Annotated in this window: 17 protein-coding genes; 4 read left to right on the top strand and 13 right to left on the bottom strand. The window is 64.6% G+C overall.

Going from position 1 to position 26,092, the window contains the following annotated elements; translation table 11 throughout:
* Positions 1-123: 123 nt before the first annotated feature.
* The gene (locus Q8K99_07570; protein MDP2182413.1) at positions 124-1,038 is read left to right on the top strand and encodes an endo alpha-1,4 polygalactosaminidase; all 915 of its coding nucleotides are present in this window, start codon (positions 124-126) and stop codon (positions 1,036-1,038) included.
* A 4-nt stretch (positions 1,039-1,042) separates the two neighbouring features.
* Here the strand turns inward: Q8K99_07570 and argH are convergent, their stop codons facing one another.
* The 11 genes from argH to Q8K99_07515 form a co-directional block, all read right to left on the bottom strand.
* Positions 1,043-2,458 (bottom strand): argininosuccinate lyase, encoded by a 1,416-nt coding sequence (argH, locus tag Q8K99_07565; protein ID MDP2182412.1) that lies wholly within the window; start codon positions 2,456-2,458, stop codon positions 1,043-1,045.
* Between the two features lie 36 nt (positions 2,459-2,494).
* Positions 2,495-3,721, bottom strand: coding sequence for an argininosuccinate synthase (locus Q8K99_07560; protein ID MDP2182411.1), 1,227 nt, complete (start codon positions 3,719-3,721; stop codon positions 2,495-2,497).
* Between the two features lie 29 nt (positions 3,722-3,750).
* Positions 3,751-4,182, bottom strand: a complete 432-nt coding sequence (locus tag Q8K99_07555; protein ID MDP2182410.1) for an ArgR family transcriptional regulator — start codon at positions 4,180-4,182, stop codon at positions 3,751-3,753.
* Positions 4,183-4,231: 49 nt separating this feature from the next.
* Positions 4,232-5,170 carry an ornithine carbamoyltransferase gene (gene argF / locus Q8K99_07550; protein ID MDP2182409.1) on the bottom strand — a complete coding sequence of 313 codons (939 nt, stop codon included), beginning with the start codon at positions 5,168-5,170 and terminating at the stop codon, positions 4,232-4,234.
* Entirely contained in the window at positions 5,167-6,381 is a 1,215-nt protein-coding gene (locus Q8K99_07545; protein MDP2182408.1) for an aspartate aminotransferase family protein, read from the bottom strand. The genes argF and Q8K99_07545 overlap by 4 nt, the downstream gene beginning before the upstream one ends.
* A gap of 2 nt (positions 6,382-6,383) precedes the next feature.
* Positions 6,384-7,280, bottom strand: coding sequence for an acetylglutamate kinase (gene argB / locus Q8K99_07540; GenBank protein MDP2182407.1), 897 nt, complete (start codon positions 7,278-7,280; stop codon positions 6,384-6,386).
* A 72-nt stretch (positions 7,281-7,352) separates the two neighbouring features.
* Positions 7,353-8,573, bottom strand: coding sequence for a bifunctional glutamate N-acetyltransferase/amino-acid acetyltransferase ArgJ (argJ, locus tag Q8K99_07535; GenBank protein ID MDP2182406.1), 1,221 nt, complete (start codon positions 8,571-8,573; stop codon positions 7,353-7,355).
* A gap of 10 nt (positions 8,574-8,583) precedes the next feature.
* A complete protein-coding gene (gene argC, locus Q8K99_07530; protein MDP2182405.1) occupies positions 8,584-9,624 on the bottom strand; it encodes an N-acetyl-gamma-glutamyl-phosphate reductase in 1,041 nt (346 codons plus the stop codon).
* Positions 9,625-9,846: 222 nt separating this feature from the next.
* Positions 9,847-11,655, bottom strand: a complete 1,809-nt coding sequence (gene recQ / locus Q8K99_07525) for a DNA helicase RecQ (GenBank protein MDP2182404.1) — start codon at positions 11,653-11,655, stop codon at positions 9,847-9,849.
* The gene (locus Q8K99_07520; protein MDP2182403.1) at positions 11,655-17,594 is read right to left on the bottom strand and encodes a DEAD/DEAH box helicase; all 5,940 of its coding nucleotides are present in this window, start codon (positions 17,592-17,594) and stop codon (positions 11,655-11,657) included. The genes recQ and Q8K99_07520 overlap by 1 nt, the downstream gene beginning before the upstream one ends.
* 133 nt (positions 17,595-17,727) lie before the next feature.
* Entirely contained in the window at positions 17,728-18,537 is an 810-nt protein-coding gene (locus Q8K99_07515; GenBank protein ID MDP2182402.1) for a type IV toxin-antitoxin system AbiEi family antitoxin, read from the bottom strand.
* 170 nt (positions 18,538-18,707) lie between these two features.
* On the opposite strand from Q8K99_07515, the gene Q8K99_07510 reads away from it, so the two are divergent.
* The 3 genes from Q8K99_07510 (at position 18,708) to Q8K99_07500 (ending at position 20,990) form a co-directional block, all read left to right on the top strand.
* Complete coding sequence (locus tag Q8K99_07510; GenBank protein MDP2182401.1) at positions 18,708-19,010, top strand: hypothetical protein; 303 nt, start codon at positions 18,708-18,710, stop codon at positions 19,008-19,010.
* On the top strand, positions 18,982-19,503 hold the full coding sequence (locus tag Q8K99_07505) for a GNAT family N-acetyltransferase (protein MDP2182400.1): 522 nt from the start codon (positions 18,982-18,984) through the stop codon (positions 19,501-19,503). The genes Q8K99_07510 and Q8K99_07505 overlap by 29 nt, the downstream gene beginning before the upstream one ends.
* 95 nt (positions 19,504-19,598) lie before the next feature.
* Positions 19,599-20,990 (top strand): plasmid pRiA4b ORF-3 family protein, encoded by a 1,392-nt coding sequence (locus Q8K99_07500; GenBank protein MDP2182399.1) that lies wholly within the window; start codon positions 19,599-19,601, stop codon positions 20,988-20,990.
* Positions 20,991-21,191: 201 nt separating this feature from the next.
* Here Q8K99_07500 and Q8K99_07495 read toward each other — a convergent pair whose 3' ends face one another.
* Both Q8K99_07495 and Q8K99_07490 read right to left on the bottom strand, forming a co-directional pair.
* Entirely contained in the window at positions 21,192-21,962 is a 771-nt protein-coding gene (locus tag Q8K99_07495; GenBank protein MDP2182398.1) for a DUF3800 domain-containing protein, read from the bottom strand.
* A 3-nt stretch (positions 21,963-21,965) separates the two neighbouring features.
* Positions 21,966-26,072, bottom strand: a complete 4,107-nt coding sequence (locus Q8K99_07490; protein ID MDP2182397.1) for a helix-turn-helix domain-containing protein — start codon at positions 26,070-26,072, stop codon at positions 21,966-21,968.
* Positions 26,073-26,092: the final 20 nt, after the last annotated feature.

Genomic DNA, 26,092 nt, shown 5'->3' with positions numbered 1-26,092 from the left:
CTCGGGAATCGTCTCGGCTGATTGTACCCGCCCTGGCGGCTCGCACCTCCACATCTGCGGCGGCAAGAGCGCACAGCGCGACTCCGTAGCGGTATCCTTGGCAGGAGCGAAACAGGAGGTGCGATGAGAGGCTTGCTCGTAGGCGTGCTGCTCGCAACGGTCTTGGCTGTGACGGTAGCATGCTCCCCCCCTCCGCCGACACCGGTGTCGGTCGACCCGGCCGAGGAGACAACCACCCCGCAGCCCATCGCCGCCCCGGAGCACACGTCGCGTCTCGCTCCCGTGCGCAATTGGGCCCTGGCGATCGGTGGCGACCTGAACGAGCGGTCGCTGGAGCGTCTTGGCCGGTTCGACCTCGTAGTCGTTGATGGCGAGAAGGTCACACCCGAACAGGTCGCCCTGCTACACCGCAAGGGCACGCTCGTCCTTGGCTACCTGAGCGTCGGCACTATCGAGAAGGACCGCTCATGGTTCCCCGCAGTCGAACGCCACCGTCTGGGGAAGCTCGAGGACTGGGACGAATGGTACGCAGACGTCTCCAAACCCGGCTTCCGCAACGAGCTGACAGGGGTGGCCGAAACGATGCTCGCCAAGGACCTCGACGGGCTGTTCCTCGACAACGTCGACATCATTGAGACGCACCCCGAGCAGGACGCCGGAATGCGACTGCTCGTGGAACGAATCGCCAACCGCACGCACGCTGTTGGCGGCTACGTGCTCGCGCAGAACGGCGAGGACGTTCTCGGCGGGATGGTCGATATGCTCGACGGCTGGAATCGCGAAGACGTCACCTGGACCTACGACTTCGACTCCGAGTCCTACGTGCGCGTGAGCGAGCGCGACCATCAGTCCGCCATCCGTGCACTCAGAGACATGCGCGTGCGAGGGCTGCTTACGCTGGCCACCGACTACGTCGCGCAGCCTCGCTCCACTGCCGAGGAGGAGTCCGTCGCAGCCGCACGCTCGGCCGGGGCCTTGCCGTATGTCAGCGACATCTGGCTCGAACGTGTACCTACCAGGCCTTTCCCCGCGCCGTAGCAGGCTACTCCGACAACGCTTCGACCCAGGCCGTGTCGACCGCCAGTGCGTCGCGCGCCGTCACGAGCTGGTCTGTGACGGCATCATTGCCGGTACCACCGACACTGTTGCGCCGCGCTACGACCGAGTAGATGTCGACTACCTCAAGCGCGTCGTCGCCGAAGGCGGCGTTGAATGTGGCGAACTCCTCGGCGGTGAGGTCTTGGAGCGTGCGTCCCTCGCCTTCGAGTCCGAGCACCAGCCGCCCGACGACCTCGTGCGCCTGGCGGAAGGGCATGCCGGTCCCGACCAGGTAGTCCGCCAGATCGGTCGCCGCCATGTATCCGCCTTGAGCGGCGGCGAGCATCCGGTCGGTGTCGATGTGCATCGACGCAAGCATGCCGTCGACCGCACGCAGCGCGTCGGCGAACGTGTCGATCGCGTCGAAGGCGGCTTCCTTGTCCTCCTGCATGTCCTTGTTGTAGGCGAGCGGCAGTCCCTTGAGCACTACCAGTAGCGCCGTCAGATCGCCTACCACGCGCCCCGTCTTGCCGCGCGTGAGCTCGGCGAAGTCAGGGTTCTTCTTCTGTGGCATGATGCTCGACCCCGTGGAATGCGAGTCGTCCATCTTGATGAAGCCGAACTCCTCGGTCGACCAGAGAATCAGCTCCTCACACAGGCGGGAGAGGTGAACCATCCCAAGCGTGCAGGCGTACGTCAGGTCGACGAGAAAGTCCCGGTCCGAGACCGCGTCCATCGAGTTCGGGCTGACCGAGGAGAACCCGAGCCGATCCGCAACGAACTCGCGATCGATATCGAACGTCGTGCCGGCGAGCGCTGCGCTGCCCAGCGGCATGACATCGGCCGCCTCGTGAGCGTGGCGCAGGCGCGTCACGTCGCGCGTGAGCATCCAGAAGTACGCGAGCAGGTGATGCGATAGCAGCACGGGTTGCGCCTTCTGCAGGTGAGTGTAGCCAGGCATGACCTGGCCGAAGAACTCCTGCGCGAGGTGCAGGATCGTCGCGCGGAGCTTGTTGCCGCGGCGAACGAGGTCGGCTGAGGTCTCCTTGGCGTAGATGCGCGTGTCGAGTGCGACCTGATCGTTGCGCGACCGCGCGGTATGGAGTCGGCCTCCTGCCGGCCCGATCCGCTCGGTGAGCGCACGTTCGATGGCCATGTGGATGTCCTCGTCGGCGATCCTGAACTCGAAGGAACCGTCACGGATCTCCCGGAAGATCTCGGAGAGCCCCGCTTCGATAGCGTCGGCGTCGCCGGAGCTGATCACGCCCTGTGTCGCGAGCATGCGGGCGTGCGCGATGGACCCTTTGATGTCGGCGGCCCACATGCGCTTGTCAACGGGGAGAGAAGCGCCGTACTCGTCGAGAAACGCGCTCGGGGTCTTCTCGAACCGCCCGCCCCATGGCTTCTTGGCATCGCTCACGCGAGAATCCTCCTTGGCAAATCGCTATGCCCGGGCCTAGACTTCGCCTTCCTTGCCGACCTTGCGGCGCTGGCGCGCCCAGACCTTCACGGGCAGACCGTGCAAATCGATGAAGCCCTTTGCCGCCTTGTGGTCGAAACTGTCGGCCTCGTCGTAGGTCGCAAGATTGTAGTCGTAGAGAGAGTACGGGCTACGCCGACCGACGGTCACGCACGAACCCTTGTAGAAGCGCAAACGCACGTCACCGGTAACGAGCTGCTGCGTGGTCTCCACGAAGCCGTCGAGGGCTTCCTTCAACGGCGAGAACCACATGCCGTTGTAGACGAGCTCCGCCCACTTCTGCTCGATATGCAGCTTATAGTGCAGGAGTTCGCGCTCCAGACAGAGGTCTTCGAGCGCCTTGTGTGCGGTGATCAGCGTGAGCGCACCCGGCACCTCGTAGATCTCGCGGCTCTTCACACCGATGAGCCGGTTCTCGATCATGTCGATGCGGCCGAATCCGTGCTTGCCGGCAAGCTCGTTCATCTGGTTGATGATCTCGTGGAAACTGCAGAGTTCGCCGTTAAGCGCGACAGGGATGCCCTGCTCGAAGCTGATCTCGACGTACTCGGGCTCGTCGCACTGGTGGCCGAGAGTGTCGGATGTGAGCGTGTATATGTCCGCAGGCGGCTCTACCCAGGGATCCTCGAGCACGCCGCACTCGATGGCACGGCCCCACAGATTGTCGTCGATGGAATATGGGTTCGCCTTCGTGGTCGGCACAGGGATGCCATGCTCCCGTGCGTATTCCATCTCCTGCTCGCGGGTCTTGAGTTCCCAGACCCGAACAGGTGCCAGTACCTCCAGGTCGGGGTCGAGGGCAGCGATGCCGACCTCGAAACGCACCTGATCGTTACCCTTCCCGGTGCACCCGTGCGCGATGTAGCGCGCCCGGCAGCGGTGCGCCTCCTCGACAAGGTGTTTCACGATGATCGGCCGCGACATCGCGCTGACCAGAGGGTACTTGTTCTCGTACAGTGCATTCGTCATCAGCGCCTTGCTCAGGAATTCCTCGACATACTCCTCGCGAACATCTTTGACGATCGACTCGACTGCACCGATGTCGAGAGCCTTCGTGCGAACGAACTCGAGGTCCTGGCGCTCCTGACCCACATCGATGGCAAGCGCAATGACGTCGAGGTCGTGGTTCTCCCTGAGCCACTGGATCGCTACGGAGGTATCGAGTCCTCCGGAGTACGCAAGAACCACCTTGTCCTTGGCCATTTGGTACGCGTCCTCTTCTCTAGGCGGCGCTAGTCGCGTCCGCGGAACTTGTTGAGGTGGTCGACGAGCCGTCCAGCGTGCTTCTCGTCGGTCGTGATGACCAGAATCGTATCGTCACCGGCGACAGAGCCGAGGATCCCCTCAAGCTCGGCACCGTCGAGAGCGGCGGCCACGCCCGGCGCGGTGCCCGGGGATGCCTTCACGAGCACCTGGTTGTGGGTGGACAGCACGTTCGTGACAAGCTCGGTGATCATCCGCTGCAAGTGGAGGTCCTCGGCAAGCACATACACGCCTTCGGGCAGCTTGCGAAGTCCCATCTCGGTGATGTCGCGTGAGACGGTCGCCTGCGTGCAGACGTAGCCCTCCTCCTTCAGGCGGTCCACGAGATCCCGTTGCGTGCGAATCCGCTCGTGCCGGACGATGCGTCTGATCTCATCTTGTCTGCGCTGTCGCTTTCTCATGCTCATCCCGTCGTCCGCAATACCGTCACAGTACCTCACCCTCACCCGCCTACTCGCCAAGGAGAAGCGACAGCAACGCCTGCTGGGCGTGCAGCCTATTCTCCGCCTCGTCGAACACGATCGAGCAGGGCGCGTCGATGACCTCGTCGAGCACTTCCTCGCCACGGTGCGCGGGAAGACAATGCATGAACAGCGCGCCCGAATCCGCGAGTGACAGGAGTGTCGAATCCACGGTGAAACACTCAAACGCCTTCTTCCGCTGAGCGTGCTCGTCCTCCTGGCCCATCGAGGCCCAGGTATCGGTAGCGATGACGTTCGCCCCGGCCACCGCCTCGCGCGGGTCGTTCACGACGGCCAGCTCGGCGCCGGAAGTCACTGCAATCTCCCGGGCACGCTCGACAACCGCGGGCCTTGGCATGAAGCCGTCCGGACAAGCGCACGTGACGTGCATGCCGGTGAGCGCGCCCGCAAGCAGATACGTGTGAGCCATGTTGTTGCCGTCGCCAACGTAGGCAAAGCGCACGCCTTCGAGGTGGCCGAGGTGCTCCCGTATGGTCAGCAGATCGGCAAGCCCCTGGCAGGGGTGGTGGTCGTCAGTGAGCGCGTTGACGATCGGCACGCTGGCGACCTCCGCCATCTCCTCCAGAAGCGCTTGGTCGAAGGTGCGGATCACGATCACGTCGACATAGCGCTCGAGGACCTTCGTCGTGTCATGCACGGTCTCGTTGCGAGAGAACGCCGAGTCAGTACCGGCCAGCACGATGGGCTGTATGCCGAGGCGGCCGCACGCGACTTCGAAGGACACCCGCGTGCGCATCGAGGGCTTCTGGAAGATGAGTGCTGCGGCCTTGCACTCGAATTCCCGTGCGCAGTTGCCGACCGCCCTGCGACCCTTCATGCGTATCGCAGTATCGAGAACGAGCATCACCTCGTCCGGCGTAAGGTCGCCGAGGGTGAGCAGATCCCGGCCTGAAATACTCGTCTTCATGACGCCTCACTGATGTTGTCAAGAATGTCGGACAGAACGCCAAGAAGTGTATCAACTTCTGCGTTCGTGCACACGAGCGGCGGGAGAAACCGTATGATATCCGCCCCGATGTTGTTCAGGACGATTCCGCGCGCGAGCGCCTCCGTTGCGACATCCGCAGCGACGGGCCGTGCGAGCTGCGCGGCCAGCATGAGTCCTCGGCCGCGGACTTCCGTGATGGCTCCGGTGTCGTGAGCGAGCCCATTGAGACCGGAACGCAGGTGCGCGCCCACGGAAATGGCGTTGTCGCCCGCGTTCTCCGCCGCCAGTGCCGCGATGGTGGCGCGTGCCGCAGCACACACGACTGGTCCCCCGCCGAAGGTGGAACCGTGGTCACCAGGCTGGAATGCGGCGGCAACACCGTCCCGTGCCACGACGGCACCGATCGGTAGTCCGTTCGCGAGCGACTTGGCGAGCGTCATGATGTCGGGCTTGACACCATACGCGCAATGGGCGAAGACGGGGCCCGTACGGTAGAAGCCGGTCTGGACCTCGTCGAACACGAGAAGACTGTCTCGTTCGTCGCACAGAGCACGCACGGCGGCGAGATACTCCTCGGTGCAGGGGTAGACACCACCCTCGCCCTGCACGGGCTCGAGCATGACTGCGCACGTGGTTTCGTCCATCTCGGCCTCGAGTGCCGCGACGTCGTTGAGCGGCACGTGTACGAAGCCAGGCGGCAACGGCGCGAACGCCTCCTGTTTGGAGGCCTGACCCGTCGCAGCGAGAGCAGCCATCGTCCGGCCGTGGAAGCTGCGCTCGGCCGTGATGATCTTTACGCAGTCTTCCCCGCGCTGCGCCTTGCCCCAGCGCCGGGAGAGCTTGATCGCGCCCTCGCTCGCCTCGGTTCCCGAGTTGCAGAAGAAGACTTTCATGCCTCCACCGGCGAGCCCGACGATCTCCTCGGCGAGTTCGGCACGATGCTCGACATGGAAGAGGTTGCTGACGTGAACGAGCGTCGCCTGCTGGACCGCGACGGCGGAGACGACCGCCGGATGAGCATGGCCGAGGTTGACGGCGCCGATTCCCGCCACGAAGTCGAGGTACTCGCGGCCGTCATCGTCGTAGAGACGCATACCGGCTCCCCGCACGAAGAGCACGGGTTTGCGCGCGTACGTGCCCATGTGGAAGGCGGCGTCCTTGGCGGCGAGCATCTCGTAGAGGGCGCCCATCGCTAGAACGCCTCCCCTGAGCCGACGACTTCGGCGTTGGAGTCACCATTGCGCGTGATCATGGTACCGACGCCCTCGTCGGTGTAGACCTCGAGGAGCAGCGCATGGGGCAACGTGCCGTTGAGAATGTGAGCCCGCGAGACGCCGCCCTCTAGCGCATGCGTGCACGCGGCGACCTTGGGAATCATGCCGTGTGCGAGCTCGTCGGCCGCGATCATGCCGAGCGCGTTCGCGAGCGAGAGCGCGCTGATGAGCGAGGACTTGTCTTCGAAGTCGGCGTAGAGGCCGTCGACGTCAGTGAGGAAGATGACCTTCTCGGCGCAGAGTGCTGCCGCAAGCTCCCCGGCGACGAAGTCCGCGTTGATGTTGAAGGAGCCGCCGTCATCGCCAGCTGCAACAGTCGCTATGACCGGGATGAAGCCGTCGTCGATCAGATTGTTGACCACCGTCGTGTCGATCTCGGTGATGTCGCCGACACGCCCGAGGCGGGGGTCGCGCTGCGTGGCGCGAATCAGGTTCGCGTCATCGCCCGCGATACCGACGGCGAGCCTTCCATGCGAGTTGATCTCGGCGACAAGTTCCTTGTTCACCTTGCCAACGAGAACCATCTTGACGACCTCCATGGCCTCGTCCGAGGTCACGCGAAGCCCGTCGTAGAACTCGACGGGCATGCCGAGGCGCTCCATGTAGCTCGTGATCTCCGGACCTCCCCCGTGCACGATGACCGGATTGATGCCCACAAGCTTCATCAGCACGATGTCGCTTGCAACCATCTCGCGCAGCGCCGGGTCGGTCATTGCGGCGCCGCCGTACTTGATGACCACGGTCTTGCCCCACGTGCGCTTGATATACGGCAGCGCCTCGGTGAGTATCTCTGCCTTCTGCAACGGGTGTTCCACGTCTGCTCCTGCTCGACTAGCGGCGCGTGCACGCCGCGGTTGTGTTCAGGTCCGGTCGGCGGCTCTCGGCCGCTACGTTCGGTAGTCCCCATTGATGCGGACGTACTCGTAGGACAGGTCGCATGTCCAAACGGTGCATGCGCCCTCCCCGAGCCCCAGGTCCACTACAACCTCTATCTCGTCACGAGCAAGCGCTTCCGCGGCTGCGTCCTCGTCGAAGTCGAATCCGGTGCCATCCTTGCACGTCGTGATACCTGCGAACGTCACGTCCACCTTGCTCTGCTCGACCGTGGCCGAGGACTTCCCCACCGCCATCACCACGCGGCCCCAGTTCGCGTCCCCGCCGAAGATCGCGGTCTTGAAGAGAGGTGAGTTGGCGATGGACATGGCCGCGTCGCGTGCCTCGGCATCGGTCTCGGCACCACGTACGGTGACCTCAATGAACTTGGTCGCACCTTCACCGTCACGCACGACCATGCGCGCAAGCTCGCTGCACACGTGATGGATGGCGGCTGCGACCTGAGGGTAGGTCGGGCTCGAAGTGGCTATCTCCATGCCGCCCCCGGCGCCTGATGCCATGAGCAGGCACATATCGTTGGTGGAGGTGTCGCTGTCGACGGTTATCCTGTTGAATGTCACATCGACCGCGGAGCGCAGCGCCGCGTCGCAGGCGTTGGGGTCGAGCGGCGCATCGGTCGTGACATACGCGAGCATGGTGGCCATGTTCGGCATGATCATGCCGCTGCCTTTGGCCATCCCGCCGACCCTGTAGGTCTGGCCGTCGCACTCGAACTGCACTGCAATCTGCTTGGGAAAGGTGTCGGTGGTCATGATCGCCTGCGCGGCATTGTCGCCGCCCTTGCTGTCGAGCGCGGCCGCAACGTCGGAGATTCCGCCAAGGACCGCCTCCATCGGCAGCCGCACGCCGATGACCCCGGTCGAGGCGACGACAACCTCGTCCGGGCTACACCCGAGCGCGTCGGCCGTGGCTGCTGCCATTGACACGGCGTCGGCGAGACCCTGCTCGCCGGTGCACGCGTTCGCATTGCCGGAGTTTGTGATGACGGCGCGCGCGTGACCGTTGGCGAGATGAGCCCGGCTCACGACAACTGGAGGGGCAGCCATCGAACTCAGCGTGAAGACGCCCGCTGCCGGGACGCTCTCCTTGGCCGCAAGCAGACAGACGTCGCGCTTTCCGGACTTCTTGATGCCGGCACTCACGCCTGCCGCGAGGAATCCCTGCGGTGCGATGATGCCGCCATCGACATACGTGTATGTGAGCTCGAACGACACTTGTCCCCCTCTAGATGACCGGGGCCGGATGGGCAAGCCCCGCCGTCTCTTCGTATCCCAAAGCGAGGTTCGCACACTGGATTGCCTGGCCCGAGGTGCCCTTGACCAGGTTATCGATGGCGCACACCGCCACCAGCGTTCCGGTGTGCTCGTCGACAGCGAGGCCGATGTGAGCCCGGTTCGTGCCCCGCACCTCGGCGGTCGACGGCATCCGGCCCGACTCGTGAACGGTCACGAACGGCTCGCCGGAGAAGCGCTCGCGGTACAGCGCGACAGCATCCTCGGTAGTGAGCTCCTTGGCAAGCGGCAGATAGACAGTTGAGAGCAGACCGCGCGTCATCGGTACGAGGTGCGGCGTGAAGGTGATACACACGTCGCGACCCGCAGCCAGGGAAAGTCCCTGCTCGATCTCGGGCGTATGCCGATGAGCGGTGACCTTGTAGGGCTGTATGGCCTCGTTGACCGTCGGGAAGTGCGTGACCGCATTCGGCGTCCGGCCCGCGCCCGAGACCCCGGACTTGGCGTCGACGACGATGTGCTCGCCAAGGGACACCCCCGCTTCGAGCGCGGGAAACGCGGCAAGCAGCGTGGCTGTGGGGTAGCAGCCCGCGCAGGCGATCAGCTTGGCGCCCGGGAGCTTCGAGCGATCGTACTCGGGCAGCCCGTAGACTGCGTCGTCGAGCAGCTCTGGCGATGTGTGCGCGACGCCGTACCACCGCTCGTAGAGTCCGGCGTCCTTGAGACGGTAGTCAGCGGAAGCGTCCACGACGGTGAGTCCGGCCGCCAGCAGCGCGGGCGCAAGTCCCAGAGCCGCCGTGTGCGGAACTGCTAGGAACGCGAGCTGTGCGCTGGACACTATCTGCTCGACATCGGGAGCAACATACGCCAAGTCGGTAAGCGCACCCAGAGCAGGGTAGACGTCGCCGACGCGAGTCCCGGCTTCGGCCTGCGATGTCACCAAAGTCAGGTTCAACCCAGCATGGCCGAGGACGAGCCTCGTGAGCTCCACTCCGGCATACCCGGGGGCACCGATGATCGCAACGTCGGTCATGAACCCTTCCCCTCGAAGAATACAAGTAGGAGGATTCTACGATAAGAGCGCATACGGGTCAATGTGTATTCGGTGCTAGTGCATAAGTCCTGATGCTGATTCGCTCACAGGCCCCTCAGTCGGCGTTCTATGCGTTTCGGGGCAGAATCGCCGGGCAGGAGCTGATCAAGCGATACGGAGCCCGGGTCTGAATCGGCCGCCCGTCTTTCCTCAGCGCAACTTCTACGCGTCGGCGGAAATCGCAGCTAGAAACACCTCGCCGTACCGCTCCATCTTGGCCTGGCCGACACCATTCACCTCAAGGAACTCCCCTGGCGTGGCCGGCTTGCGCGCGGCCATGTCCGCCAGGGTGCGGTCTGGGAAGACCACATACGCCGGCACGCCTGCCTCAAACGCGAGAGTGCGACGAAGCTCGCGCAGTCTCTCGAAGAGCTCCTCGTCGACATCGAGGCCTTCAATCGCACGCGAGCGCTTGTCTTGTTTCGACTGCTTTGGCGACTTTGCGCGCGGACGGGCCAGCCGCAGCTCCACCGCACCGCGGAACACAGAGCGCGCGGCCGGGGTGAGCTTGAGTGCTGAGTAGGCCGCGATGTCCTGCATGAGGTAGCCGTGGTGGATGAGCTGCCGTATCACGCTCGTCCATTCATCGCGCGAGAGCTTCGCGCCGACACCGAAGACAACAAGCCCGTCATGCCCCCACTGCACAGTTTTGTCCGTCGCGTGTCCGCGCAGCACATCGACAACATGTCCGATGCCGAACCGCTCCCCTGTCCGATACACGGCTGAAAGCGCCTTCTGCGCGTCGATGGTCGCGTCATAGAGCTCCGGCGGATCAAGGCACACGTCGCAGTTGCCGCAGTCCTGGGCCACGCGCTCACCGAAGTAGCCGAGGAGGACGCGGCGGCGGCACGTGGTGGCCTCGGCGAAGGCGATCATCGTTTGCAGCTTGTGAAGCTCGATGCGCACCTGGTCTGGGTTCGTGCCGCTCTCGATGAGCATACGTGCGATCACCGCATCCTGGAGGCCGAACAGCAGCAGCGCCTCCGCGGGCAATCCGTCGCGACCGGCACGGCCAGTCTCCTGATAGTAGCTTTCGATCGACTTAGGCAAGTCGTAGTGGACCACAAATCGAACGTCGGGCTTGTCGATGCCCATGCCGAAGGCGACGGTGGCCACGACCACGCGGATGTCGTCGGCAAGGAATGCATCCTGCACACGAGTGCGCTCGGTTGCTGGTAGTCCCGCATGATACGCAGCCGCGCGTGTACCCGAGGCAAGGAGCCGCGCCGTAACCTCCTCGACGCGCTTGCGCGACAGGCAGTAGACGATGCCCGAGTCGTCGGGGAACTCGGAAACGAAGCGCGCGAGCTGCTGCGGTGCCTGATGCTTGTTCGCTACGGTGTAGCGGATGTTGGGGCGGTCGAAGCCGGCTGCGAATACCGGCGCGTTCTCGATGTGCAGCCGCTTGCGGACGTCCTCGCGGGTCTGGTCATCAGCGGTGGCAGTGAGCGCGATGAGCGGTACGCCGGGAAAGTGCGCGCGGAGCTCGCCGAGGGCCACGTACTCCGGGCGGAAGTCGTGACCCCACTGCGAAACGCAGTGGGCTTCGTCAATCGCGAAGAGCGCGAGTGGCACGGTGCGGAGCAAATCGAGAAAACCGCCCAGCATGAGGCGCTCAGGCGCTACATAGAGAAGATCGAGAGCGCCCGTGCGGAGATCGCCGAGTGTGGTCGAGGCGTCTTCAGCCGACAGTGAAGAGTTGAGGCACGCCACCGCCACACCATTTGCCCGCAGCGTGTCGACCTGGTCCTTCATGAGCGAAATCAGCGGAGAGACAACAATGGCCGTCCCCGCACGATGTAGTGCCGGCACCTGGTAGCACAACGACTTGCCCCCGCCCGTAGGCATGAGCACGAAAGCGTCGCCACCCGCGATGACGTGCTTGATGATCTCGTCCTGGTATGGGCGAAACTCGGAGTAGCCGAAGACCTCAGCGAGCGTAGTGTCGATGATGGTGGCGTGGACTGGCACTACTCGCCAGCCACTGACTCGGCGACCACCGCAATGAACTCGGCAACGACGGCTACCTCAGACTCATCGCTGGCTGCGAGCACGATGGGTTCGAATCCAGGATTCTCCGGCTTGAGCGTCACACGTAAATGCCGCCAACCACCTCCCGAATCGACCTTCTCGCTCCCATACCGCTTCACCGTGTAACGCTCACCACTCTCTGGATCAACACCATCACGCAGCTCGGCCAGGACTACGCGGCCCTGCCGAGACCCGATCACCGGCGTCGAGAAGAGGCAGTACGAGCCATCTGGAATCAGCGGTTCCATCGACTTGCCGATCACCTGAGTCACGAACATGCCGGGGCGCAGCGAGCGCCCGGCATCGAGTTCCACCCACTCCCACTCGTCCTCAGCGCCAACTTGCTGCGCATCGCTGAATGATCCGGCGGCCGCAGCCAGCGGCACGAACGGCACCGCGCTCACCCAGCGCCGCACCGGCGTGGGCTTCACGATTCGGAGTGTCGACTGAACGGCGGTTACCGCACCATGAGCCGCACCCTCGAACCAACTATGATCGGCCCGCACCGCATCCCGCCGTTCCGTATCGCCCAAGTACCCGGCCAGTCGTCGAAAGTGGCGTGTCATCGCGTCTGCGTCGCCGAGTTGGTTGGCCGCGATCTCGATGACTTCCCATCCGTGGCCCCGCAGCCAGTCGCGGATTTCGCGGTCCTTCTCCGCGGTGGCCGGACTCCCGTGGATGTGTGCGCTCAGCCCGTCGAGGTAGATCGCAATGCCCTCATCGTCGTCGTGATGAGGGGCACGGCAGATGACATCCGGAGTGGTGGTACCGATTGTCCGGTCGAGCCTGACCTGCTCGCCGCGCACACCCTCTTCAAAGCCCGCCGCCAACAGCAGCGCACGCAGGCGTTGCTCCGCAGCGTTCACTGGATACGAGCCCTCTGACGGCTCCTGCGAGGGCTGCTTGGGCGGAATCGGATGAGCCGCCGTGAGCAAATCACCCCACGCCTCAAAGCACTCGAGCGCCACGGTGCGGTCGAGGTGCTTGTGGTAGTACCCGTTCCGGAACGTCTGCAGACAGTCGATGCACGAGGAGGCGCAGGCCGCAGGACAGCTCTCGACGACGGCACGGGCCACAGCCAGCACCTCATGAAAACGTCCGACAATCTGATCGATCAGCCCCGAACCGCCCGGCATCGGGTCCCAGAGCAGAGCGTCGACTTCATCGCGGTCAACATGCCCGACGACGAGGAGCTGCAGGTCATCGCGGTGCATGTCCAGCAGCTGGGATGCGGCAATCCTCAGCGTCTCAAGGACGCTGTACGCTACAGTCTGGTCCGCCACCGCCCGCAGCACCAAGGCGTCGGAGGTCACGTCAGCATAGAAGCCGACCGGCGTCACCTGGCGACCGCATCGCTCCAGATGATCCGCAGTGAACTGCTCCAGCTGTCGCTCGGATGACAGCGGGGAGACGCTCTGCCCGCACACGGTGCAAACCGGGTAGCCGAGGAGCGGCTCCTTGCGAGCAATCGCGTTTGCGGCCCCGATGTTCACGAGGCGCAACCGATCACCACGCAGGTGCTGCACGTCCTGTGCGCCCCAGCGGTAGGCCTGACCTCCGTTGTGCTGATCTCGCTCCACCCCATGAACGGCGACGCCCATCTGGAACCGGAGCACCTCGTCATCGGAGATGTGGGACTGATGCACGAGGTCGACGTCGCACACCGCGATAGCCTGGAGGGAACTCGAACCGAACGAGGACGACGTCGCAGAGACATTCGTCTGCTTGATCGCCTGTCGCTCTACCGACACCTCGAACGTGGGCATCTCCGCGCGCTGTTCATCGATGTCGCGATGGAACCGCCTCGCCACGAACCGGTTCCCATTGGCGTAGATCAGGTTGCCAGGCACGTACTCCCGCAGGGCGACGCTCGGAGGCCGGGGCAGCACGAAGTCGGCCGCGCCGACACGCCAGAATGGGATCTCAGCGGTGCCGAGAATCGAACCGACTTCAAGCCCATAGCCGGGCAGGAAGCCCTCACCGGCGAGCATGCCGAAGGTGTTCACGTCGTCATAGCCCTCAGCCTCGCGCCGGCTGCGGCGCGTCGTACCTTTGAGCCGCTTCACAAGACGATCGCATCGCTTGAACAGCGAGTCATCCTCGGGACCAAGATCACCTTCTCGCTCGCGTACGGCGTTGAGCCGATGGATCTGCTCCATAGCCCATGCGAGCCGCCGGCGCAGTCGAACGAGCACCGCCTCAAGCTCCGAGCCCATACCGAGGACATAGGCATGCAACCGCTCGGGGCTCACGACCTTCGCGTCCGCTTCGGGCCACCCCTGGCGGAACGCCTTCTCGACATACGCGACGAGGTCATCCGCATTGCGCTCAATCAGGCGGCTGAGAGGTGCCATGTCGAAGGGTTCCGAACGTACGCGTCCTCCATCGAACAGATATGTGGAGACCTGATTGGGCAAGCAGGTCTTCAGCACCTCGGCGATGTCTGCCCGCTCCGGTTCGGAGCGGGCCGTGTCCCGCGCGTACTGATGCAGCCGCGTGATGACTGTCGCGTGCACGTGCTTGGAGACCATCACCTCGTTGGCCAGGTTGAATGCCGGCGGATCCACCCTGCCAGCCAGAAGCTTCACGGGATCCGCGAAGTACGCGCGATCGTGCGAGACCGGCCGGCAGTACGTCAGATCGACCGCCATGCGATGGCGCCGACCAGCGCGACCCGCTCGCTGCCAGTAATTGGCTGGCAGCGGCGGCACGTTCCTCATGAGGACTGCGTCGAGCTGACCGATGTCGACGCCGAGCTCGAGCGTGGGAGTGCACACCAGAGCATTCACCGCGTCACACTGGCCCTTGAATAGGTTCTCCAAGCGCTCGCGCTCATCAGAGGGCACCATCGCCGTGTGCTCCTCGGGCCGCAACATCGAGTAGCCCGAGTCGAGGATCTGCAGGTCATAGCTGTCCGCGTCTTCGGCGACCCATTCGAGTTCGCCGTTGCAGCGCCACGCAGGGCACAACATCTTCGGCGTGCGGTGCGGATAGCGGCGGCGACAGCTCTTGCATCGCCACACGCCGTGGCCTCCGCTCAACCTCACTCGATCGGCGTCGACCTGGAATACCTCGGTCACATTCGGAAGCGGATTGCCGCGCGAGCCCTTCAGCCGCACGCCAACGAGCAGACCTCGCTGCGCGAGCGTCTCGAAGAACCCCCGGAGGAACGGCTCCATGTCGTCCGCCGCCACTCCCCACTTCTTGGCGATCTGACGCATGGTCGTGTCGCCGCTGTCGCTCCACCACTGGGTGACGAGTTCCTTCTTCTCGTCCGGGGCACGCCTGAGCTTGGTGCCGACCGGCGCGCCGATCTGCGGCAGGTAGCCGTGCTGAACCTCGGTATCGCCGTCCATCCAGTACTGGCCGAAGATCTCATGCTCCGGGTCGTGGAACACGCGCTTGCGGCGGAGGTAGTCGAGCACCGTGGCGACGCCGTCCCGAAGGTCCTCGGCAGGCATGCTGAGCGCATTGGCGTTGGTCTGGATCCACGGAAGCGAGGCGTCGAGTCCCTCATAGTCGACCTTGAGGCGGCCCCAAGGCTCGAGTCCGATCGACTGGCGCGACGACAAGGTGATCTCGCGCAGAACCTGGATGCGCAGGAACTTGCGCCGCTCCTGCTCGTGGCGCGTGCCGCCGCCCTCCTTGCGAACGACCTGCCAGACCTCGGGGACCAGGGCGCGAGAGAGCGACTCGTCCTCCTCGAGCTTGTCATCGAGGAACAGGGTGAGGTCGCCGACTGAGATCGACCCGGCCTGCAACCCCTCAGCCATGAGCGCTCGCAGGCGGAACCGACGGGCGTGGTCCTTCATCCACCCCGCCTGGAATGCGGCATCCTGCCGGTTGTCGCAGAAAACGAGCAGCCGAGGGCGTTCCGAGTGATGCACCATGTCCTGCGCGAGCACGTGCACGTCGGCGACATTGACGGCGCGCACGGGCTTCGCCGGCTCGCGATAGAGCCCGCCGAGTCGCCGTCCCGTGGCGCCGCATGACAGACAACTCGTGAGCTTGCCCGGGTTGTCCTTGTTCTGGCGCACGGCGAAAAGACGCACCGCCTCCCCGGCCATACCGCAGTGCAGACAGCGCCATACCGGTTCGGGGTGTGCGGCGCCGCAGTACCTGCAGAGATGGACCGCCGAGGTCCGGTCGCCTTCGTCGAGGTCCTCATCATCAGCACCGCCGACCACGCGGTCCACCAGGGGCACGCGAACTCCGCCCTGCGCCTCCTCGAGCGGCTCCCAGAAGCTCCCGTCACCACTGGCATCTCCGCCGTCGGGCCGCCGCCCTGTGAACTCGAAGTCCTTCAGCGCACTGATGAAGTAGTGCTGCCCGCAGGTGGTGCACGTCAGTACCGGAAGGTGCGCGAATCGCTCGCCGCCCCCCGCTTCGATCTCATCCTCAGCGGCAAGCCAGAGCGCCGGGGTGTCGTCCTGGGGGAAGGAAACGACCGCCCCGCTCACGCCGCGCACGAAGCCGTGAACCACCGGTCGGAGCAGCGGCCTCCCCTCGTGGCGCGCAGCGGCGCCGAGGGTGAGCCACGCGAGAATCTCTGCCTCGGTGATTGCGCGGCCGATAAGCGGCTCGAGTTCTACCGGGAGTTCGTCGAGCGCGCGTGGCTGGGCGAGCAGTTCGCTCAACTGGAAGGCGATCTCGTTGTGTGCGAGCTCCGTGTTGAGCGCATCAGCCCAGTCGCCGGTCGGCAATGAGCGGCCGGAGAGACGGCGATACGCATCCGCAACCACGGTGGCAATCTCATCAGCCGGCGCCTCGACCGACTGGACACACACGTCGAGCAGTGCGGCCGCGTCCTCCGCAGGCATAGGCGGCACGAATCGCTCACTCGCCCACACCGCGCGCTCATACGCCTCACCCACCGTCGCAACCGCCGCGGCCGCTACGCCGAAGAACCGCGAAGCGAAGACGCGCGCTGCGTCTGGATCGCTCTCATCGACGATCGTGGCCGAAGTCGCGACGCAGACCGTGTCCTGCTCCCCGCGCCCACAGAACGCGCGCAGGCGCCGGATGAGGCAGGCGGTCTCCGCGCCCTGCGCCCCGGTGAACGTGTGCGCCTCGTCGAACACGAGGAAGTCCAGACGTGCGTCGGCGAACAGTTCGACGTCCTTCTGGCGCGTGAGCAGCAGCTCGAGCTGCTTGACGTTGGTGAGCAGGATGCGCGGCTGCCCGCCGGGAGTCCGCATCGCTTCGCGCGAGCACGCCTCCTCGTACGGGAAGACCGTCTCGCCCGAGCCGCGCTCCCGCACCTGAGCGAGCTTGGCCTCGTAGTCCGCACGCGAGGCACCTTGGGGCAGCCTGATACCCACCACCTCGTTCTCGTGCTCGGGGGTCTTGCCCACGTACATGCCGCAAGTGATGCCGGTACCGGCGAGCAGCGAGCGCAACCGCATGAGTTGGTCTTCGGCCAGTGCGTTCATGGGGTAGACGATCACCGCGCTGATACCGGGCGTCACGTGGTCGTCGCGAAGCTGCAGGCACTTGCTCACGATGGGATACAGGAAGCACTCGGTCTTACCCGAGCCGGTCCCGGTAGAGACCAGCGTCGTCTTGCCTGTGGAGACCGCGCGGATCGCCTCTTCTTGGTGGCCGTACAGATGCGTGATCTCCGCCGGGATGCGCTGGCGCATATGCGGATGGAGCAGACCCTCGGCGATGAGCGCATCCACCGCCGCGCCCTCGCGGAACGGCCGAGACAGGCTCACGTACGGTCCCCTGAGCAGCGGGGAGCGTCGGGTGGCGTCGAGAGAGAGCAATTCGCGCATCTGGACGCGGAGGCGCTCGTCGGCGAACGCGTACGTGGTGAGTTGGTAGCGCAGGAAGCTCTTGACCACGTTCTCGGTGAAGACGATGGGGTTGAGTGCCATCAGCTATAACCCTTCCACGGTTCGCCGGGGAAATGGGCGATAAACGGTCGTGCACGAGTGCAGCGTGCCACGGAGCTCTGACACCCGGGCCTTCGCGCCTGGGCTTGCCGTGCCGTGATATCTGCTCGTGGAATCACTGGTCGACCTCCACTTCCACGTTCGGAATCACGCGCCAGGGACTCGCGGCAGCCTTCTCAATCGGTGGTGCGTCGGGCGCCAGCGCCACGGGTCGATATCGCCGAGAGCCGAGCACTCGCAGCAGTGGGTCGGCGAGACGCGGCTGACCTACGCGGTCCAGAAGATAGCCGAGGCGCTGGATCTCGGGGGTCTTGCGCAGCCGTGCGACGGCGCGGAGGGCATCAGGTTGGATGCGTTCGGCAAGTTCCTGCAAGACACTGGCGACGTTGCTCCATCCGCCACTCGACGCCGAGAAGCGAACGAGATCGAGAGCGGTCGACTCGGGCGTGGACACAAGCATGGTGCCAGTCTCCGTCTGCACCCAGGCTGCGGGAGTCTCCGCCACGGAACCGCTCATATGGAAGTCGATGCGGGCGCCCCCCGCTACGCCTTGGCGCGTGGGACGGTCAGTGACCACCTGGAACGTCATCGGCTGCTGGTGCGAGGCACCGTGAATCGTAGCGGCGGACAGCAACCCCACGTAGTAGGGCTGGCCAAGGAAACGCATCAAGTCGTCGATGAACCACGAGGGCGGCGGTGATCCGACAACCCGGTACTCCGTGGGTACGATCACGTGGAAGCCTCGCCGAGGAGTGACAATACGGCCCCGATCTCTGAGCCGCCCGAGAGCTTTGTCAGTGGCCATCTTGGACTTGGTCGGAGTCTGCTGAAGATCCGACTCCGTGAATGAGTAGCGACCGCCCGCCTGCATATCATCCAGGCGGGCTGACAGCGGTTCACGGTTGTGATCAGCTTGAACGTCCATTTCACTTCCGTAATATACCCTCTATCGTCCGATTACACAAGTGGCATGCTCACCACAGCTCGTTGGGCACCGGGTCAAGACGGCCGGGGTGGTCGGTGCGAGAAGTGCTTCGGCTTGGCCATTCCCCCGTGTCTATAACTTGCTAGATTTCTCTACAGGAGGCGATTCACGTGAGCGATGACCAGACCCAGATCTCGGCATACATCTCGGCCACGACGAAGCAACGGCTCGACGAGTTCGCGCGGGAGAGCGGCCTGAAGAAGGGCTACATCCTGGAGCAGGCGCTCGACGGCTACCTGTCCTCGGTAGACACAATCCCTGCCGAGTACCTGGTGCCTTCGACCTTGGTGCTCACGAACGAGTCCTATGACTGGGTCGTCGAGCAGATGTTCAACCCAGACGAGCCGACGCCTGCGCTCAGAGCGCTGCTGCGAGGTGAGCTCGATGCAGGTCAGGCACCTGAGGGCTTCTGACGCCACCGCTTCCTTCGCCTGTGGCGATGCCGGGCTCGACCGATTCCTACAGCGGCACGCATGGCAGAACCAAGATGCCTTGGGCATAGGAGTGACCTACGTCGCGACCCCAGGCAGTGAAATCGCTGGGTACGTCACCCTCGCCGCGGGTGCGCTGGAGAGGGACGTTGTCCCCACGGATCCTGTTGCGGCGTACCCGCGCTATCCGCTGCCGTTTCTACGACTCGCGCGCTTGGCCGTCGACGCTCGGGTGCAAGGCGTCGGTGTCGGAAGCGCTCTCGTGGATTTCGCGCTACGCGTCGCATGGACGATGCGCGGGCAAGTAGGATACGCGGGCGTAGCCGTGGATGCCCTCCCTGGGGCAGTCGACTACTACGAGACCCTCGGATTCGGACAGCTCGCCGTGCTCAGAGGCTCCTCAACCGCGCGTCCTCGGCAGATTCCCATGTACCTGTCCCTGAACAAGGCGAGGCCACTCCTCGAGATTGACTGACCCGGCAGGCACTCAACAGCCGGTCGCGCAGCTTATCCCGTCAGAGGTAGAATGCTAACGACCAGATTCCGCACGTCCCCTCCCGGGAGGACCACATGTCGCAGTCCATTCCCCACACAATGGAGCAGCGCTTCTTCGCTGCAGATCCGCTCGACGCCGAAGGAGTCCTCCGCACCGATACCGCCCTTGGGCTGGAGCCCTTGGCAGGGTCGCGCACGCTCGTCAACGCGCGGACGCTGCTAGCCGCGCTCGTCGAGCAGCCCGCGAAGGTGACGACCGAACTCAAGAACCTCACCCGAGCGTTCGTGAAGCGCATGACGGAGGAGATGTCGTGGCCTCCCGGGTACGTCGAGCAGGTCTGGCGCCACAACCGTGTGCTCGACGAGACGGATGTGCCGCGCCTGTTCATCCTGCGCCACCTCATGGAGGTCGCGGGACTCGTGAACCGCCGCAAGGGCGCATTTCACGCGACCCGGCTCGGCAAGCGCCTGCTCGCCCCGGAGCGCGCCGGTGAGCTGTTCGACCTGCTGCTGCGAACCTATCTCGGCCGCCTGAACTGGGCGTTCGTCGACGTGGGCCCTGAAGACCGCGCGATGCAGAGCTACTGCGTGCATGCGCTGTGGACGATCCGCCGGCTCGCCGCGAAGGGCGCCACTGCCGACGAGATCACGTCGAGCGTGGCCGTGAGCAACACAGTCTGGCTCGAGGGTCGGCCATGGCCCGGAGGACCCGGCAACCTGCGGATCGCGGTGCAGCGCCGCCTGCTGGAACCACTCTGGGACTTCGGGCTGCTCGCACGCGAGCACGAGGATCAGGGCGAAGGGCCGCCGCTGTGGCGAGTCACCCCATTGTTCGATGCCGCGATACGCTTCGAACTCGGCATGGGGAGCGCTGCGGCAGCGTCCTCGGGCGACCCGGTGGTCACGCTCAAGGTGACGCTGCGCGGCACCGAGCCACCTGTCTGGCGAAGGCTCGAAGTACCGGCGTCGCTCACGCTCGATCGGCTCCACGAGCTGCTCGTCACCGCGATGGGGTGGTTCGACTACCACCTGCACGCGTTCGAGATCGATGGACGCCGCTACGGTGTGCCTGATGACTCGTTCGGCCTCGACGACACCTTGCCGGAGGAGGAGATCGTGCTGACCGACCTGGTCGGCGTCGGTGTCGAGCGGTTCGAATACGAGTACGACTTCGGCGACGGCTGGCAACACGAGATCGTGGTCGAGTCTCTCGCCAAGCCCGAATCCGGCGTCAGCTATCCACGATGCACCGCCGGAGAGCGTGCCTGCCCACCGGAGGACTGCGGAGGCATCCCCGGCTTCGCCGAGTTCGTCGAGGCGATGGCCGATACCAGGCACCCGGAGCACAGGGCGCTGAAGACATGGTACGGGGGCGAGTTCGATCCGGCCGCGTTCAGCGCCGAGCAGACATCATCGCTGCTTCGCGTGCTTTGGACCGGCGAGATCCCTGACGACCGGGAGGTGTGAGCTGTCAACACCGGCCGCAAACTGAACACGAGATCTGCGATCACTGACGATTGAAGACTGCCCCCCGTGGACCCCGTCCGCCCGTCGCGTCGTTTGCATGTCAGACCCATCTGGGTATACTAATAGCAGGTTCGGGAACAACGTCAGTCGCTGGTGACAGTGACACCGCGAAAGCGGACGACGTCCCGGGCCTCTGTTTTTCTACCGCCTTGCACAGAACTCCGTCAGCCAACCATGCCGCGGATGAGGGCATGGATTCACTTTCAGCCCGTAGCTGCTCAGATTCCCGTTGCGAATCCACAGCCGAGGACGTAGCGCCTCCAGGTAGCGCGTCTCGACGTTCCCGAAATTGTCCCACTCGAACGCCGAGCTCAAGGTTCCGCATACCGTGTCGGCCACCTGAAGCATCCGACGATTCGCTGGCGTGTCGATGCGAGGCGGCAGATGCAAAGCCTCCCACGCGATGGTCGTGTCGAGTCCTCGGAGCCGCGTGAGATAGTCATGGAGCTTCCGTGGGTCAAGACCTCTCACCTGCCCGAAAGTCAGCTTGATCGTGTCGCCCCGGTCCCTGGCGAACCATGAGAGCCGCTCGACTATCATGCGGAGCAGCCAGTTGTACAAATATTCAGGCTGCTGAACTCCGTTGGCATTCACGTTCGGAGTGTCCCATTTGCTGAAGACCACCGCCGCCACAAAGGCCTGATCGAAGCCGGCGACGGTCTGAGCCAAGTACAGGCGCTGGGCATGTGACCTGATATTGATCCAATGGATGACATCACCCGGGTTGCGGCCGATTTCAAGGGCTACTTCGTCCCACCGATCCAAGACGGCCGTCTGGTAGCCGTCGGGGACGATGATCGCGCCCATGGAGAAGTGTTCGGAGGATCCGGCGCGGGTGCCGATAGGGGTTTCCGGCGCACGACGCGTCCACCCGCGATCACCGGTCTCATCCACGTATGCGTGCCACAGCACGGGCTAACTCCACTCCTCGTCGTCTTCGCCCTTGCGCTTGATGTCCGCCTCCGCGGAGCGCTGCAGCCCACGATAGAAGCGCTCCGCCGCCGAACCTAACGGCAGCTTGTCGGCGATCTTGCGCGCGCGGTCGCGCTGTTCAAGGTCCTGAGGATAGGGCTGGCCAGGCGTTCCTGAGCGAACGCCCGAGGTGATCGCGGAGTGCAGCGCGGATGCAACCCCCTTGTACAGATCAGCGTTGCGCCGCAGCGCGTTCTCGAGAATCCGGCTCACCCACGGCACGTCCTGCCAGATGATCGACCTAGGAATCTCGGACAGCAGATGCGCGACCCTCTTCGCCTCGGGAAGCGGACCGCTCAGTCCCGCCTCCAAGACGCCGAGTGCTTCATCATCGAAGTCGCCGACCACTGCTGCGAACAGCCGCGGCCCGTCGAAGTGCCTGCGCCAGCCGGGCACGTCAGCCGCCGCCCACTCACGGAGCTCCTCGAGAAGCTTCCGTCGCGAAGCGTGCCCTTTGGACGACAGGGGCGTCTTGTCCTCCCAGCCGAAAGGCAGGGGCCTGTAGTCGTCATAACCGAAATCGTGAACCTCAGCCAGCTCCACGCGGCGCTTGAGCAGGTCGATGACTCGTTCGAGCGCTCGCGCGCAGAGCTGTCCGAGGAACCGCTCGACCCAGTATTCGTCGATGCTTGTGCACTGCTTGAGCTCTTCGAAAATGCGATCGAGCGCGTCCTCGTCGAGAAGCTCGATCGACAGCGGCTCACCCTTGGAGAACAAGACCAAGGCATCGTCAGCGAGATCCGATGATCGCCCGATCCGCATGTCGAGCAGAATCTCGACAGCCAGCGCAGGTTCACTTGCGGCGAGCTGGCGAAGGCCCCCGGCGACATTGCGCGCCACAAAGACGTCGTCATCCGCAGCAAGCTCCCGCATGAGTTGAATCTCATGACTGTTGACACCCGGGGCAGATGCGAGGCCCCATCCGTATGCGTACGCAACCTGACGCCTAGCATCGACATGGTTGGTAGCGATCAGAGCGCGAGCCAACTCGAGAGCTCTGCTTGGGTCATCGCGTCGAAGGATCGACAGGGCGTAGCCCGCCACCCCGAGAAGAGCCGAGTCGGACTTCTCCAGCACTCGCGCAACAATGCTCGGAGCCACAGCCGGCTCCTGCCCGACCAACGCTGCGATCAGCGGCCCGGGGACGAGGGAGATCTGACCGGCCGAACCTGCAGCGACGTTCAAGCGCTCTTCGACGACACGGACAGTGGACTCCGGGCCCTTCTCCCTGGCAAGCAGACGCTGGGCAACGTCTCGCAGCCGCTCTTGCTCGTCCTCGGATGTCGCGCTCTCGCTTCTCCGCCGGAACCGGCGTCGCCACGGCCCGTGCATGAGCGCCTCGGCGAGTTCCAGATCGAGATCCTCATCCAGGAGCGCTTCGACTCGCTGGGCCTCCGTAACGACCTGTCCTTCTTGGCTGTCAGCGAGCCGCTCCACGGCCTCCAGCAGCTCAGCCCGGACCGAGGCATCGAGTTTCGCGAGTTCAGCATGCTCGCGGAGGAGCGCCAATAAGTGAGCCGCCTCTGCCGCCCAAACGGCGCTCTCATGCTCGCTCGGCTCGTGCCCGAACAGGCGACCCGGTCGTCGCCACGCATTCCCCAGACTGTGCGCCGCCCGCACTGACAGAGGAGGATCCGGCGCGCCAAGCGCCGCCAACACCCCTTCGTAGACGCGATGGCGCAGCCCCAGCACAACCTCTTTGCCAATCACGAGGGGGACGGAGTACGACCGCATGTGGATCGTGTAGCCCTCGGCCACGTGGTCCTCTGCGTCCCACTTCAGCGCCTCGTCAAGAACCTCCAGCGCTTCAGGGCGACCGTCCGCCTCAAGCCAACCAAGAGCCCGCTCGATGACCCGCCTCGAATACTCGAAGGGCTTGAGCAACGAGTAGCTCGCTAGGTCGGTGAGTACCCTGAGGGGATGTTCAGGATGAGGGCCTGTCGGCCGGCGATCGTTCTTCGCCAGTTCCCACAGCAGGTCACACGCTTCATCAAGACAATCAACGTGGTAGGCGCATCCGCGGAGCACGTCAGGTATGGCGGCGCGAATGTCAGCATACGTTGACACGTGGCCCAGGAAACCGGGCTCTTCGCCTGGCACCTCGTTCTCCATCGCCCAACGTGCGAGTTCAAGTGACCGACGGGGCTGGAAATGCGCAGCATCCTTGAGCAGCGAGAGCAGGGCCAGCCTCTCCTGGATTCCACCTGCCTGGAATTCCCGCTCAAGCGTAGCCCACGCCAGCCCGAGCAGGGTGTCGCCAGTGACCCCGCCGACCGAAAGCCGCCAGTCGATGCGCGCCAAGTTGACCAGAAGGTTCCGCTTGAGTCCGGGTGCCACGCGCTCCCAGATCCGGTCGGCATAGCCCGTGGGCCGAGCAAGCGCGGTGCTGTAGCATGCGTCCGCAAGTATGTGATCCGCGAGCATGTCGGGTTGAATCCGAAGCCGGGTGGAGCGCTTCGAGACGATTCCTGCCCGGACCAGCCGATCAAGGATCTGCATCAGTTCATCACGGCTATCCCTGCCCAAGACGGTACTGCAGGCATCGATCGCCTCCGTGTCGGTCAAATCGAGCGGCTGTACAGCAGACAACACGCGGAGCACATCGCGTACTTCGAGGGCTCCCGGAAGCCCGTCAATCGCGCGCGTGTACTCGTCATACCAGGCATCAAGTACAAGCGACCGAAAGGAGTCTTCATTCGCCATCAAGGACGGGTCAATGCGCTCGGTCTTGAGTAGATGGGCGGCGGCAACCGTGAGGAGCGTGCAGTCTCCCGTGACCGCCACCACCCGCTCCACCAGCGGCGAATGCTCGGCTGCGCCAAGAACAGCGGCCGCCAGCTGGCGTGCGTCCGAGCGCGCAAGCGGCGCGAGCTCCACCGTGGGCCGCTCACGCCCCGGGGCGATGGCGGCCAACGAACGCTCGAGTCCCGTCTTGCCGTACGGGCGGGTGACGAACAGCACCCTCGTCTCGGACCCTGCGCCGCGCCTCAGCGCCCCTCGCACGAGCACGTCGATGTCTTGGCGTTCGTGGGCGTCGTCCACGATGACGACCGTCGGCCCGCCATCGAGGGTGTCGAAGTCATCCGGGCGCACATCGACGTTCGGCTCCACCAAGTAGACCGCACGGGAGCGTGCGACCTGTCGCACCAACTCAAGCACCAGCCGGGTCTTCCCGATGCCGGCGGCACCGACCAAGAGGCCGAACTGTGACTCCCCTGACGATGCCCATTCTCTGAGCGCAGTCATTTCGTCCTGTCTGCCCACGAGTTGCCACCCATGAGAGAAGAAGTCGCCTGTCTCGAGAAGCCCGGCGAAGTACTCGTCGCACGTCAGCCAAGGGGCGGGGCTCCCCAGACCGAGGAAATGCTCAGCGTAGCCGGGGAAGAAGGTGCGCACAACCCGACGCGACGCCTCCGAGGGAAGGTCCTGCTGAAGCAGCCGAACGATGTCGGCGTGATCCCAGATATCCCACCCGAGTTCCCGTGCTCGTTCGCGGGCATGAGGAGACGCCACTCGGGAGAGAACAAGAACGCGCCGATCGGCCCGGAGCCCGTCTGCCGCTCTTGCAGCCTGCTCAACCTTCAGGGGACCGAAGGTGGCAGTGCCGCTGACACGCTTGCATTGGAAGACAACGCGGCCGTCCCGCGAGGTCTCCACTATCACGTCGGCCCCTTGCTGGGTGTGACCCGGACCACCCACCCGATGCACCTCCGCTGACACACCGTAGAGCGCTGCGGCCAGCGAGTGAGTAAGGCGCTCGAAATCATCAGGGGTCAGCTGATCGAGGGGCAGCCGCCCAACGAGCGGCCGAGCTGGGACGCTTCGCATCGTGCTCTCCCGGACTTCGAATCCCGCTCGTGATAGCCACTCGTCAGGTGAACCGCCGATGGCAGCCGCGAGTTTCAACACGGCACCCTCGCTCGGCAGCGAACCCTTCTCCCAGCGAGCCACGGATTGCTGACTGACGCCAGCTCGACGGGCAACCTCGGCCTGTGTCAGGTTGAGGTCCGTGCGTCGTTGCCGAAGACATGCGTCGAATGCATCACTCATGGCGCGTATCGTACTCATCG

Source organism: Actinomycetota bacterium (assembly GCA_030682655.1).
Classification (GTDB): Bacteria; Actinomycetota; Coriobacteriia; order Anaerosomatales; family JAUXNU01; genus JAUXNU01.
This window is presented reverse-complemented; position numbering and strand designations above follow the sequence as displayed.